The 13,261-nt window shown below is 73.5% G+C and carries 13 protein-coding genes; 10 read left to right on the top strand and 3 right to left on the bottom strand.

The features are described 5' to 3' along the window. Nucleotides 1–57 precede the first annotated feature (57 nt). Together AC5L3X_RS19945 and AC5L3X_RS19940 are read left to right on the top strand one after the other, a co-directional pair. On the top strand, nt 58–753 hold the full coding sequence (locus AC5L3X_RS19945; RefSeq protein WP_494858687.1) for a TetR/AcrR family transcriptional regulator: 696 nt from the start codon (nt 58–60) through the stop codon (nt 751–753). Next, complete coding sequence (locus tag AC5L3X_RS19940) at nt 746–1,351, top strand: class I SAM-dependent methyltransferase (protein ID WP_494858685.1); 606 nt, start codon at nt 746–748, stop codon at nt 1,349–1,351. The genes AC5L3X_RS19945 and AC5L3X_RS19940 overlap by 8 nt, the downstream gene beginning before the upstream one ends. Here AC5L3X_RS19940 and AC5L3X_RS19935 read toward each other — a convergent pair. Continuing rightward, nucleotides 1,348–2,391 carry a D-alanyl-D-alanine carboxypeptidase family protein gene (locus AC5L3X_RS19935; protein WP_494858683.1) on the bottom strand — a complete coding sequence of 348 codons (1,044 nt, stop codon included), beginning with the start codon at nt 2,389–2,391 and terminating at the stop codon, nt 1,348–1,350. The genes AC5L3X_RS19940 and AC5L3X_RS19935 overlap by 4 nt on opposite strands. Before the next feature lie 87 nt (nt 2,392–2,478). Here AC5L3X_RS19935 and AC5L3X_RS19930 point away from each other — a divergent pair, with 87 nt between their 5' ends. The 5 genes from AC5L3X_RS19930 to AC5L3X_RS19910 are packed head-to-tail and all read left to right on the top strand — an operon-like array spanning nt 2,479 to nt 6,198. Then, a complete protein-coding gene (locus tag AC5L3X_RS19930) occupies nt 2,479–3,240 on the top strand; it encodes a DeoR/GlpR family DNA-binding transcription regulator (protein ID WP_189122938.1) in 762 nt (253 codons plus the stop codon). Continuing rightward, nucleotides 3,237–4,220, top strand: a complete 984-nt coding sequence (gene pfkB, locus AC5L3X_RS19925) for a 1-phosphofructokinase (protein ID WP_494858682.1) — start codon at nt 3,237–3,239, stop codon at nt 4,218–4,220. The genes AC5L3X_RS19930 and pfkB overlap by 4 nt, the downstream gene beginning before the upstream one ends. A 55-nt stretch (nt 4,221–4,275) precedes the next feature. Then, on the top strand, nt 4,276–5,469 hold the full coding sequence (mtlA, locus tag AC5L3X_RS19920) for a mannitol-specific PTS transporter subunit IIC (protein WP_189122940.1): 1,194 nt from the start codon (nt 4,276–4,278) through the stop codon (nt 5,467–5,469). Between the two features lie 2 nt (nt 5,470–5,471). Continuing rightward, nucleotides 5,472–5,780, top strand: coding sequence for a PTS sugar transporter subunit IIBC family protein (locus AC5L3X_RS19915; protein WP_358472371.1), 309 nt, complete (start codon nt 5,472–5,474; stop codon nt 5,778–5,780). Beyond that, nucleotides 5,773–6,198, top strand: a complete 426-nt coding sequence (locus AC5L3X_RS19910) for a PTS mannitol transporter subunit IIA (RefSeq protein ID WP_494858679.1) — start codon at nt 5,773–5,775, stop codon at nt 6,196–6,198. The genes AC5L3X_RS19915 and AC5L3X_RS19910 overlap by 8 nt, the downstream gene beginning before the upstream one ends. Nucleotides 6,199–6,211: 13 nt before the next feature. Here AC5L3X_RS19910 and AC5L3X_RS19905 read toward each other — a convergent pair whose 3' ends face one another. Next, nucleotides 6,212–7,159 (bottom strand): RNA-guided endonuclease InsQ/TnpB family protein, encoded by a 948-nt coding sequence (locus AC5L3X_RS19905; RefSeq protein ID WP_494858678.1) that lies wholly within the window; start codon nt 7,157–7,159, stop codon nt 6,212–6,214. 155 nt (nt 7,160–7,314) lie between these two features. On the opposite strand from AC5L3X_RS19905, the gene AC5L3X_RS19900 reads away from it, so the two are divergent. The 3 genes from AC5L3X_RS19900 to ptsP are packed head-to-tail and all read left to right on the top strand — an operon-like array spanning nt 7,315 to nt 10,231. Next, entirely contained in the window at nt 7,315–8,319 is a 1,005-nt protein-coding gene (locus AC5L3X_RS19900) for a zinc-dependent dehydrogenase (protein WP_494858676.1), read from the top strand. Between the two features lie 12 nt (nt 8,320–8,331). Next, the gene (locus tag AC5L3X_RS19895) at nt 8,332–8,613 is read left to right on the top strand and encodes an HPr family phosphocarrier protein (protein ID WP_189122944.1); all 282 of its coding nucleotides are present in this window, start codon (nt 8,332–8,334) and stop codon (nt 8,611–8,613) included. After that, nucleotides 8,606–10,231 (top strand): phosphoenolpyruvate--protein phosphotransferase, encoded by a 1,626-nt coding sequence (gene ptsP, locus AC5L3X_RS19890; protein WP_494858674.1) that lies wholly within the window; start codon nt 8,606–8,608, stop codon nt 10,229–10,231. The genes AC5L3X_RS19895 and ptsP overlap by 8 nt, the downstream gene beginning before the upstream one ends. Here the strand turns inward: ptsP and AC5L3X_RS19885 are convergent. Then, entirely contained in the window at nt 10,228–13,242 is a 3,015-nt protein-coding gene (locus AC5L3X_RS19885) for an AfsR/SARP family transcriptional regulator (RefSeq protein ID WP_494858672.1), read from the bottom strand. The genes ptsP and AC5L3X_RS19885 overlap by 4 nt on opposite strands. Nucleotides 13,243–13,261: the final 19 nt, after the last annotated feature.

The raw sequence follows: 13,261 nt of genomic DNA, 5'->3' as shown, positions 1-13,261 counted from the left end.
ACAGACTGCTAAATAGCAACGTCTGCATAAAAGCAGGGGGTGCGGTAGGGTGGCGTCGTGGAAGGTCATCGCGAACGCAAGAAGGTCCGCACCCGGCGCGCGCTGCTGGAGGCCGCGGTGCGACTGTTCAGCGAGCGCGGCTACGAGCAGACCACGATCGCCGAGATCGCCGCGGCGGCCGACGTGGCGCCCCGTACCTTCTTCGCGTACTTCACCAGCAAGGAGGATGTGCTCTTCCTGCACGCCGAGGAGCGCGAGCGGACCATGCTCGACGTGGTCGCCGGACGGCGACCGGGCGAGCCTCTGGGGGCTCTGCTGAGCCGGATGTTCGAGGCCCTGGTACAGAGCCTGGCCGAGGACGACGAGTTGGACTTCGCACTGTCACCACTGCGGGCGCGGCTGATGTTCACCGAGCCCGCGCTGCGGGCGCGCGGGCTGGCGCTCATGATGGAGGCGCAGCCCCGGGTGGCCGAGGCCCTGTGCGAGGTCTATCCCGAGCTGGATCCCGTGTCGGCCGGGGCGGCGGTCGGGAGCTTCATGGGTGCGCTGGCCGTGGCGGGGCTGGTCGCCCAGCAGCAGGGCGGCTCGAACGAGGACACTCTGGCCGCCGGGCGGCGGGGGATCGAGATCGCGCTCAACGGGCTGTCGAGCCTCGACGGTCGTGACATGCGGCCGGGCTCCGGCGCATCACCCACGGCGGTCGCGCGGATTGATTCGGCCGCCGACTTCCACCACTATCGTGATCATGACTGATCGCGACTGGCTGGACTGGCACGACGACTACGACCGGCCCGGTTCTCCCCTGCGTGAGCGGCTGCTCGTCGTGCGGCGGTGGATCCGGCAGGCCCTCGACGAGGGGGCTGAGAGCGTGGTCAGCCTGTGCGCCGGGCAGGGGCGCGACCTGCTGCCGGTGCTCGCCGAGCATCCCGGGCGCGGCCGGGTGCGGGCCCGGCTGGTGGAACTGGACGAGCGCAACGTCCGGCTGGCACGCGCCAACGCGCCCGAGGGCGTCGAGGTGGTGTGCGCCGACGCCGCGCTGACCAGCGCCTACCTCGGCGCCGTGCCCGCCGACCTGGTCATCGCGTGCGGCATCTTCGGCAACCTCGGCGACGACGACGTCGAACGCACCGTGACCGTGCTGCCCCAGCTGTGCGCGCCCGGCGCGACCGTGATCTGGACCCGGCACCGGCGCGAACCCGACCTGGTGCCCTCGGTCCGCGCGTGGTTCGAACGCGAAGGGTTCGAGCATGTCCACCTGGAGAGCGGCGACGGCTTCTGCGTCGGCGTGCACCGCTACACCGGGCCGCCGAGAGGGCTGGAGCCGGGCGGGCGGATGTTCACCTTCCGTTAGGAGGCGTTCCGGTAGAGGGCGGCGGTCAGTTGGGTGATCCGCCGGACCGAGGCGTTCCACGTGCCTGCGGCGGGGTGGGCGGTCAGGACGGCGATGACGAACCGGTCGTCCCCGCCGGCCAGGCCGGTCGTGTGCAGCACCGGACGGCCGTAGTCGGGGACGCCCGTGCCGGCGGCCCGCCGCGCGACCAAGGAGATCGACCCACCCGAGATCGGAGCGCCCACGACGGCCGGACCGTCCGGGATCGGAGCGCCGGGGATGGCCGAGCCGTCCACCGCCGGCCCTGCCGGGACGGCCGGTCCTGCCTGCCCGGCAGGGCGGCAGCGGATCGTGGGGACCGCGCCGAAGCCCGACCAGCCCTGCTTGACCGCCCACGGCCGGGGGACGGCGCGCGGGATGCCGAAGGTCTGGTCGAAGCCGTCGGTGCCGCACGGCGTGGCCTTGCGCAGGTGGCCGAGGATGGTGTCCCTGACCCGGGGCGCGGCCCGGTCGAGCAGGTAGCGGTAGGTGCGCACGATGTCGTACGCGCTCAGTGAGGTGTAGCCCCAGAAGCCGGGGTGGGTGGCGGGCGGCGGGGCGGTGTCGGACAGGCCGAGCCTGCGGGCCGTCCGCACGATGATGGCGCCCTTGCCGTTGCGCGACCACAGGCTCGTGGCCGCGTCGTCGTCGCTGGACCGCAGCATGATCCTGAGCAGCCGGGCGTCGGCGGCGGGGACGGTCTTGCGCGACTCCAGGTGGTCGATCGCGATCAGGATCTTGACCACCGAGGCCGAGCGGTATCTCCGGTGCGCGTTGCGGTGCGCCACGATCGCGCGCTGCCGCCGGTCGAAGACGACCCAGGCCGCGGTGGTGCCGGCCGGGACGCGCGGCGGCCGGGCCGACGGGGTGGCCGCCGCGCCGGGCGCCGGGACGCTCACCTTCTCGCTCGACGCGGGGGTACCGCCGGCGGCCGGGGCGGGAGCGGCGGCCTGAGGGGCGGCGACGCAGCCCGCCGCGAGGGGCACGGCCGCCGCCATGGCGGCCCACGGCTTGATTCGCATCCGACATACCTACCAGACCCTTGACCTAGCCACAGAAACGGGTATAAACACAGGGGAAACCAACTGAAACGGCGGTGAATCAACATCATGTACGCCGAGGAGCGGCAGCAGGAGATCCTCCGCAGGGCGCGGGCCGCGGGCCGGGTCGATGTGGTGTCCCTGGCCGACGAGCTCGACGTGACGACCGAGACGATCCGCCGCGACCTCACCGTGCTGGAGCGGGCCGGCGTGCTGCGCCGGGTGCACGGCGGCGCCATCCCCGTGGAGCGGCTGGGGTTCGAGCCCGCGCTGGCCACCCGCGACGAGGTGATGACCGCGGAGAAGGAGCGCATCGCCAAGGCCGCGCTGGCCGAGCTGCCCGAGGACGGCTCGGTGATCATCGACGCGGGGAGCACGACGGGCCGCCTGGCGCAGGTGCTGCCCGCCGACCGGGAGCTCACGGTCGTGGTCAACTCGCCGCCGCTGGCGACCGCGCTGGCCACCCGCGGCAACCTGAACGTCATCATGCTGGGCGGGCGGGTGCGTGGGCGGACCCTGGCCACGGTCGACGACTGGGCACTGCAGCCCCTGGCGCACCTGCACGTGGACGTGGCGTTCATGGCCACCAACGGCTGCTCGGCGGCCAAGGGCCTGACCACGCCCGACCCGGCGGAGGCGGCGATCAAGCGGGCGATGGTCCGGGCCGCGCAGCGCTGCGTGCTGCTGGCCGACCACACGAAGTTCACCAACACCTACCTGGCCAGGTTCGCCGCGCTGGGCGAGATCGACGTGGTGATCAGCGACACGGGGCTGGACATAGCGCTGGCCGCCGACCTGTCGGCGGCCGGCCCCGAGGTGGTCCGCGCATGATCCTCACGCTGACGCTCAACCCGAGCCTCGACCGCACGATCGAGATCGCGACGCTGGCCCGGGGCGCCGTGATCCGCGCCGCCGCCGCCCGCCTCGACCCCGGCGGCAAGGGCGTCAACGTCTCCCGCGCCCTGCTGGCCAACGCGGTCGCCTCGCGGGCCGTGGTGCCGTTCGGCGGCGACGAGGGCAGGCAGCTGGTCCGGCTGCTCGCGCTGGAGGGGCTCGACATGGTGACGGTGCCGGTGGCGGGCACCACCCGGTCCAACGTCACGCTGGCCGAGCCGGACGGCACGGTCACCAAGATCAACGAGCCGGGCACGGCCCTCACGCCCGCCGAGCTCGACACGGTCGCCGACGCCGTGCTGGCCGCCGCGCACGAGGCCGACTGGGTGGTGGCCTCGGGCAGCCTGCCGCCCGAGGTGCCCGCCGACGTCTACGCGCGGCTGTGCCGCAGGTTCGCCGGGGCGGGCATCCACGTCGCCGTCGACACCAGCGGCCCCGCCCTCGTCGCCGCCCTCGGCGCCGGCCCGGCCCTCATCAAGCCGAACCTCGACGAGCTCGCCGCCGCCACCGGCCTGCCGATCCTCCGCGTCGGCGACGTGGTCGAGGCGGCGGACCTGCTGCGGGCGGCGGGCGCGCGCACCGTGCTGGCCAGCCTCGGGGCCGACGGCGCCGTCCTCGTCCAGGACCGGGACGTCTGGTACGGCGAGGCCGCGGTGAGCGAGCCGCGCAGCTCGGTCGGCGCCGGTGACGCCATGCTGGCCGGGTTCCTGGCCGGCGGCGGCCGGGGCGAGGCCGCCCTGGTGGAGGCGCTGGCCTGGGGCGCGGCCGCGGTCCGCCTGCCCGGCAGCCGGATGCCCGGCCCGTCCGACATCGACCGCGCGCGCGTGCGCACCGGCCCGCCCGACCTGACCCGCCCGCTGACCACCTGCCACCCCGCCCCCGGACGGGAGCCGCTGCCACCCGTGCCGGCTCCCTGACCTCCTCGACTCCCCTCCCGGAGAGCCTGCTCACCCCCCTGAAGGAGCACGTGCAATGGCCGACACCTACACTCCCCCGGTCTACGGATCCGGAGTCAAGGCCACCGTCCAGCGAATCGGCGGCCATCTGGCCGGCATGATCATGCCGAACATCGGCGCGTTCATCGCCTGGGGCCTGATCACCGCGCTGTTCATCCCGACCGGATGGCTGCCGAACCCGGCCATGGAGGCCATGGTCGGCCCGATCGTCAAGATCCTGCTGCCCGTCCTGATCGCCTACACCGGCGGCCGGATGGTCCACGGGCAGCGCGGCGCGGTGGTGGGCGCGGTCGCCGTGATGGGCGTCGTGGTGGGGTCGGACGTCCCCATGCTCCTCGGGGCCATGATCGTCGGCCCCCTGGCCGCGTACATCTTGAAATATGTCGACAAGTTCACCGAGCAGCGGACCAGGGCCGGGTTCGAGATGCTGGTCGACAACTTCACCGCGGGCATCGTCGGCGGCGCCATGGCCGTGGCCGGCGTCTGGGGCATCGGCCCCATCGTCCGCACGATCACCACGGGAGCGGGCAACGCGGTCGGCTGGCTGGTCAACAACGACCTGCTGCCCATCGCCTCCGTCCTCATCGAACCGGCCAAGGTCCTGTTCCTCAACAACGCCATCAACCACGGCGTGCTCGGCCCGCTCGGCATCGCCGAGGCCGCGCAGACCGGCAAGTCGATCCTGTTCATGCTGGAGTCCAACCCCGGTCCCGGTCTCGGCCTGCTCCTCGCCTTCCTGCTGTTCGGCCCGCGTTCGCTACGCCCGAGCACGCCCGCCGCGATGATCATCCACTTCTTCGGCGGCATCCACGAGATCTACTTCCCGTACGTGCTGATGAAGCCGCGCCTCATCCTCGCCGTCATCGCCGGCGGAGCGGCCGGGGTGTTCACCTTCCTCATCACCGGCGCGGGGCTCGTCTCGACGCCGTCGCCGGGCAGCATCTTCGCCTACGTGGCGGTGACACCGAGGGGCGGCTGGCTCGGCATGCTGGCCGGGATCGTGATCGCGACCGCGGTGACGTTCGTGGTGGCGGCGGTCCTGCTCGGCTTCGGCCGGGGCGAGAAGGAGCCGCCCGCCGAGGCCGGCCCCGAGCCCGCCGAGTCCGCGCCGGTCACCCCGGCCCCGCAGCCCGAGCGGAGCGCGCTCACCAGCGAGAACGGCGAGGCCGCCGAAGAGTCGCCGGCCCGTCCCGTAGTCAAGGAGGCATGACCATGGCCGGTATCGACAGCAAGGACATTCGCAAGATCATCGTGGCCTGCGACGCCGGCATGGGCAGCAGCGTGATGCTGGCCAGCCAGCTGCGCAAGCAGCTCAAGGCGAGCGGCGTCGTGGTGGAGCACACGCCGGTCAACTCCATCCCGGACGACGCCGACGTGGTGCTGTGCCACGCCGGGCTCGCCGACCGGGCCCGGGCCTCCGCCCCCGGGAAGGTGCTGGTGCCGTTCCAGATCTTCCTCGGCGACCCGGCCGTGTCGAAGCTGATCGCCACGATCAGGAACGGCGGCGTCGTCGATGCGTGACGACCTGCTCGACCTGCGCGCCGTGCTGCTGCACGAGCGGGCGGCCGACCGCGACGAGGCGATCCGCCGCTGCGGACGCGCCCTGGTCGACGTCGGCGCGGTCACCGAGCCGTACGTCGAGGCCATGCTCGAACGCGAGCGGACCCTGTCCACGTACGTCGGCGAGGGCGTCGCCATCCCGCACGGCACGGCGGCCGCCAAGGAGGTCGTCCGGCACGACGCGATCTGCGTCGTGCGCTTCCCCGAAGGCGTCGACTGGGACGGCGAACGCGTGACACTGTGCGTGGGGATCGCGGCCAAGGGCGACGGGCACGTGCCGCTGCTGGCCGCGCTCGCCGACATCCTGCTCGACCCCGAACGCGCCAGAGCCCTCCGCGAGGCGACGGAGGTCCACCAGGTGGTAAAGGAGCTCATTTGACTTCTTCCCCTGCCTAAAGGCGGGAGATTCCAGTCCTCACGGGCTGGGGTTCCTGTTTCACAGCCGACCGCACTCGGGAGGGCCCGGAATGTCTAACATCAGCTTCGCAGGCGGACACCGCTTGACCAGCGGCCAGGATGTTCTTGGCGGCGTTGGTGTCCCGGTCGTGCCGAGCGCCGCAGGACGGGCACTGCCACGCCCGAGTGGACAGGGACAGTTCGGCGAGCGGGTGCCCGCACGCCGAACACGTCTTGCTGGAGGGGTACCAGCGGTCGATCACGATCAGCTGTCGACCGTGCTTGGCGGTCTTGTACTGCAGTTGCCGCCGGAACTCGCCCCATCCGCAGTCGGAGATCGCCCGTGCGAGGGAGCGGTTGCGGACCATGTTCTTGATGGCCAGGTCCTCGATGACGATCAGATCGTGGTCGGCCACCAAGCGGGCGCTGGTTTTGTGCAGGAAATCGGCGCGGGCGTCACGGACCTTGGTGTGGGCACGGGCGAGTTTCGCCTTGGCCTTGGCCCAGTTGGCCGGGGCGACGCCGGGCCAAGTCCACACGAACGTCAGCGGCTCGTCCATCTTGGCCAGACGCAACCGGCCCTCGCGCCAGCGGAACGCCGAGCGGGTGTAGGTCGCAGACTGCTTGCCATGCCGGGACTTGAAACGAGGGTGGCGGGCGCGACCGGCGAAGAAGTTCGCAAACGCCGCGTACTGATGGCGCAGCGTCTGCTGCAACGGCACCGACGACACCCTGAACACGAAGGCACATTCCGGGTCGCGTTTCAACGCGGTCAGGTAGCGGTCGGTCTGGGCGTAGGACGTGGTCAGGGCTTCGGTGCGGTAGCGCTGACGCCGCCAGGCCAGAACCTGGTTCCACACCAGGCGTACGCATCCGAACGTACGGTTCAGCACCGCCACCTGTTCGGGGGTGGGGTAGACCCGCGCCTTGTACGCCGTACACATGTTCGTATGTTCCGCATCGTCAAGAAATCTGTCAGCGAAAGAGAGAGGGTCATGAACACTTCGCGTTCCGGGCGGTCCTGGCTCGACCCGGGCCGCCCCCTGCGGGGTCCGGATTCCCCCCAGCCTGACGGCCGAGGCATCCTCCGGAGGTTTTGGTGAAGGTCGCCAGATTCCACGCTCCCGGCGACATCCGCGTGGAGGACGCGCCGGAGCCCGTCGCCGGGCCGGGCGAGCTGAAGATCCGGGTGCGCAACTGCTCGACGTGCGGCACCGACGCCAAGATCTTCAAGTTCGGCCACCACCACATCCGCCCGCCGAGGGTGATGGGCCACGAGATCGCCGGCGAGGTGGCCGGCACCGGCGAGCGGGTGCAGGTGATCGCCGCGATCCCGTGCGGCGCCTGCGCGGAGTGCCGCCGCGGCCGTCTCACCGTCTGCCCGGACCAGGAGTCGATGGGCTACCACTACGACGGCGGCTTCGCCGAGTACCTGATCGTGCCCGCCAAGGTGCTGGCCGTGAACGGCGTCAACGCCATTCCCGACGGGGTCGGCTTCGCCGAGGCGTCGGTCGCCGAGCCGCTCGCCTGCGTGCTCAACGGCCAGTCGCTGGCGGGTGTGGGCGAGGGCGACGACGTGGTCGTCATGGGCGCCGGGCCGATCGGCTGCCTGCACGTCCGGCTGGCGCGGGCGCGTGGCGCGGCCCGGGTCTTCCTGGTCGACGTCAACGCCGAACGGCTGGCGATGGCCGCCGCCCTGGTGTCGCCGGACGCGCTGATCGACTCCGACCCGGTGGAGCAGGTGCTCAAGCTGACCGGCGGCCGGGGAGCCGACGTGGTGATCACCGCGGCGGCCTCGGGCGCGGCCCAGGAGCAGGCCGTGCGGATGGCGGCCCGGCAGGGGCGCGTCAGCTTCTTCGGCGGCCTGCCCAAGGACGACCCGTACATCAGGCTGGACTCCAACCTGGTCCACTACCGTGAGCTGACCATCGTCGGCGCGAACGGCTCCAGCCCCGCGCACAACGCCGAGGCCCTGCGACTGATCGCCGGCGGCCTGGTGCCGGTGGCCGACCTGATCACCCACCGGCTGCCGCTCTCCCAGGTGCTCGACGGGATCGACCTCGTCAGCCGGGGCGCGGCCATCAAGGTCACGATCGAGCCCTGAGGAGGGTTGGCGATGGCACAACGAACGGTCACCGTGGCCTCGGCCAGCGGCCTGCACGCCCGTCCGGCCAAGCTGTTCGTGCAGGAGGCGGTGCGGCTGGGGGTGCCGGTGCGGATCCGGGCCGGCGAGCGGACGGTCCCGGCCACCAGCATGCTGGGCGTGCTGTCGCTGGGCGCGGTCCAGGGCACCGAGGTGACGCTGGAGTCCGACGCGCCGGGCGCCGGCGAGGCCCTCGACACGCTGGCCGCCCTGCTCTCCCGCGACCTGGACGCCGGGGAGGCGCTCGATGCCTGACCCCGACCGGCCGGACCGGGGCACGTCGGTGGCCGGTCCCGGCCCGCGGAGCCTGATGGGGCTGGGGGTCAGCCCCGGCCGGTCGGCCGGGCCGCTGATCCGCATGGCCGGGCCGCCGGCGCTGCCGGCACCGCGCGCCGTCGCCGACCCGGCGGCCGAGGTGGCGACGATCGCCAAGGCGCTGGAGGCGGTGGTGACCGATCTGCGGCGGCGCGCCGGGGAGACCACCGACGCCACCGCGGCCGAGATCCTCGACGCGCTGGCCATGATGGCCGACGACCCGATGCTCCGGGAGGAGGCCGAGCAGCACGTCCACGACGGGCACGACGCCCCGCACGCCCTCGACACGGCGTTCACCCGCCACCGGGAGACCCTCGCCGCGCTCGGCGGCTACCTGGCCGAGCGGGCCGCCGACCTCGACGACCTCCGGCACCGGGCGGTGGCCGCCGCGCTCGGCCTGCCGATGCCCGGCGTCCCCTCCCCCGGCCACCCGTACGTGCTGGTGGCCGAGGACCTGTCGCCCGCCGACACGGCCGGGCTGAGCGGCGAGGTGCGCGCCCTGGTCACCTCGCTCGGTGGGCCCACCAGCCATACCGCCATCCTGGCGCGGGGCCGCGGCCTGCCCGCGGTCGTCGCCTGCGCCGGCATCCTGGACGTGCCGGACGGCACGGTCGTCTCGGTCGACGGCGGCACCGGCGAGATCGGCCTCGGCCTCACCCCGGAGGCGGCGGCCGAGGTCGTCGACGGCGACCGGCGCGAACGCGAACGCCTGGCGGCGAGCGGCGGCCCCGGCCGGACGGCCGACGACCATCCGGTGAAGCTCCTGCTCAACATCGGCTCGGCCGCCGACCTGCGGCCCGACTGCGAGGGGGTGGGGCTGTTCCGCACGGAGTTCCTGTTCCTCGATCGCCGGCAGGCTCCGGGCTTCGAGGAGCAGGTGGCCGCCTACGCCGAGGTGTTCGCCGCGACCGGGCACGTGGTGGTGCGCACGCTGGACGCGGGCACCGACAAACCGCTGCCGTTCCTCGGCCTGCCGCCCGAGCCCAATCCCGCCCTGGGCGTCCGGGGCCTGCGCGTGGACCGCGTGCTGCCGGCCGTGCTGGACACCCAGCTCGACGCGATCGCCGAAGCGGCCCGCGTCACCGGCGCCGCCCCGTGGGTGATGGCCCCCATGGTCACCACGGTGGCCGAGGCGGCCGGCTTCGCCGGTCGCGCCCGCTCCCGGGGCATCACCCGGGTCGGCGTCATGGTCGAGGTCCCGGCCGCCGCCCTGCAGGCGCGCGAGCTGCTGGCCGAGGTCGACTTCCTCAGCATCGGCACCAACGACCTCAGCCAGTACACGTTCGCGGCCGACCGCCAGCACTCCGGCCTCGCCGACCTCCTCGATCCTCGCCAGCCGGCCCTCCTCAGGCTCATCGCGATGTGCGCGGACGCGGGCCAGGCGGCGGGCAAGCCGGTCGGGGTGTGCGGCGAGGCGGCCGGTGATCCGCTCCTGGCGCCGATCCTGGTCGGGCTGGGGGTGACGAGCCTGTCGATGGCGGCGGTCTGCGTGCCCGCCGTACGCGACGAACTGGCCCGCCACACCCTGGACGAGTGCCGCCGCCTGGCGGGTGGTTAGCCGAGCGCGTCGTCCGCCGCGGGCGTCGGGCTCGGCTCGGGGGTGTCCACCTCGGCGAGCAAGGCGAGGGCGCGGCTTCTGCTGGCATCGGCGGTCACCGGGTCTCCGTGCGCGGCCTGCGCGTCGCCGAGCGCGTTGAGCGCCCGCGCCTCCCACAGCGGGCTGGGGATCGCGGCGAAGATCCGGACCGCCTCCGTGAGGTGACCGATCGCCTGGTCGGGCTCACCGCGCCGGTGGTGCGTGATCCCCAGGCCGGTGCGGATGCGGCCGTCGGTCAGGGGTTCGCTGAGCGGCCGGTTGAGGGCGAGCGCCTGGCGGAAGAGGCCGGCGGCGGCTCCGTAGGCGCCGGTCTCCAGCCGCACCAGGCCGAGCGCGTAGCGGGCCTCGGCCTCCTCGCGCGGGTCGCCTAGCTCCTCGGCGATGCCCAGCATCTCCTTGAACATGGCCTCGGCCCGGTCCACCTGGCCTGAGCCGAGCTCCAGCTGGCCCAGCCAGTAGAGCACTTCCGCCCGGACCCGCCGGTCGCCGTCGCGGCCGACCGTGAGCGCCCGTTCGAGGTGCGGCCGGGCCTGGTCGAACCTGCCCATCTCCACCAGCAGCTGGCCCAGTGAGCGCAGCAGGAGCGTCTCGGCGCCGCGGTCGCCCGAGGCGCGGTGCACCTCCAGCGCCTCCTCGTGCCGGGCGACGGCCTGGTCGTAGCGGCCGATCATGCCTTCGATGTGCGCGGCGATGCCCAGGGCGTAGACGCGCCCGCGCGGCTCGCCGACCTCCCGGAAGGTGGTCACCGCCTCGTCGAGCGCGACCGCCGCCTCCGAGTAGTCGTGCCGGTAGGCGCCCAGCATGCCCATGCCCATGAGCATGGTCGCCGTGCCGCGCCGGTTTCCGGCGCGACGGGTGCAGGCGATGGCCCAGCGCAGGGTGTCCTCCCAGTCGTCGTTGTGGCCACGGGTCAGGAACAGCGCGTACGTGCTCGCGACCAGGTCCCAGCACAGCTCGTCCAGCCGGTACTCGGCGGCCTGGCGCACCCCCATGACGATGTTCAGGTGCTCGGTCTCGTACCAGGCGAGAGGGTCGTCATCGATCCGCCCGGCCAGCGCCTCGACGGCGGGCGTCCAGCGCGGCGCGGCGCCGTGCAGGGTGGCGAAGTCGCCGCCGGACAGCGCGATGTGCGCGCGTTCGGCGAGGGCCAGCCAGCCGCCCAGGGCGCGGGCGACGGCCGGGCGGGGGTCCTCGGCGGTCATCTCGCGGGCGAACAGCCGGATGAGGTCGTGCAGGTGGTAGTGCCCGGACACGGTGCCGGACGATTCCAGCAGCCGCACGTCCACCAGCTCGCCGATCAGCTTCCCGGCCTCGGCGAGGGCGACGTCGAGCAGCGCCGCGCACACCCAGCCGGCGAAGTCGGGCGCGTACAGGTGGCTCAGCAGATGCAGCAGGCGGCGGGCCGGCGGGCTGAGCCGCTGGTAGCTGAAGGAGAGACTGACCCGCATCTCGAGGTCGCTGTGCGCGAGCTCGTCGAGCCGCCTGTTCTCGTCCGCGAGCCGGCCGGCCAGCTCCGTCACCGTCCAGCCCGCGTGGGTGATGAGCCTGGCTCCGGTGATGCGCAGGGCCAGCGGCAGGTAGCCGCAGAGCCGGGCCAGCTCGCGGGCGGCGGCGGCCTCGGCGGCGATCCGCGCGGCTCCCACCATCCGGCCCAGCAGCTCGACGGCCTGACCGGCCTCCAGGACGTCGAGGTCGACCAGCCGCGCGCCCGGCAGGCCGGCCAGGCGGGAGCGGCTGGTCAGCAGCACGGCGCAGCCGGCCGTGCCCGGGATCAGCGGGCGCACCTGCGCCTCGTCGGCGGCGTCGTCGAGCACCACGAGCACCCTGCGGTCCGCCAGCCGCGACCGGTACTCCTCGGCGCGCTCCTCCAGGCCGCGCGGGATCTCCGGTCCGGCGACGCCGAGCGCGCGGAGGAAGCGGGCGAGCACCTCGCCGGGTTCGGCCCGCTGGCCCTGCCGGCCGCCGCGCAGGTTGACGTAGAGCTGGCCGTCGGGGTAGGAGCCGGACAGCCGGTGCGCCACGTGCACGGCCAGCGCGGTCTTGCCCACGCCGGCCTGGCCGGCGATGCCCAGCACCGTCACGGCGGCGGTGTCGCGGCGCGCGCGCAGGACCTCCGAGACCTGTCCCGCGATCCGGTCCCTGCCGGTGAGGTCGGCGATGTCGGGAGGCAGCTGGCGGGGGCGGGCCTCCCGCGCCCGCGCCTGGGCGGGCGCGGTGTGGTCCAGCGAGCTGTCGTGAGTCAGAATCGCCCGTTCCAGCTCGCGCAGCTCGGCGCCCGGTTCGAGGCCGAGTTCCGCGACGAGCGCGGCGCGAGTGGCGCGGTAGACCTCCAGCGCCTCCGCCGTACGGCCGTCGCGGTGGAGCGCCAGCATGAGCAGCGCGGACAGCCGCTCGCGCAGCGGATGCTCGCGCACCAGGGCGGCCAGCTCGCCGGAGATCTCGTGGTGGAGGCCCAGACGCAGCTCGACCTCCAGGCACTCCTCCAGGACGGCCAGGCGCTGCTCCTGCAGGCGGCGGGCCTCGGCCACCACGAGGTGGTTGTCGATGTCGGCGAGCGGCTGGCCGCGCCAGAGCGCCAACGCGGCGCGCAGCCGGGCCGCCGCCTCATGCTCGGTGGGCGCCCGGCGTCCCTCGGCGACCTGTTGCCCGAAGGCGAGCAGGTCGAGTTCGTCGGCCGTGGCGCTCAGCAGGTAGCCGTGGGGCCGGGTGGCGATCGTCTGGTCGGGGACGCCGCCGGTGGTCAGGGTCCTGCGGAGCCGCCCCACCCCGTTCTGGATCTGCCGGCGGGCGGTGGCGGGCGGCTGTCCGGCCCAGACGGATTCGATCAGCGAGTCGACGGAGACCAGCCGGTTGGCGCGGAGGAGCAGCACCGCCAGCAGCTCCCGCTGGTTGTGGCCGAGAACGGGGACCGGACGGCCTGACGCCGTGACCTCCAGCGGGCCCAGGATTCCGAACCACGCGACACCGTGCACATTCTCGCCTCCGATCAGG

It is taken from the genome of Nonomuraea sp. CX421 (genome assembly GCF_059358955.1).
This window is presented reverse-complemented; position numbering and strand designations above follow the sequence as displayed.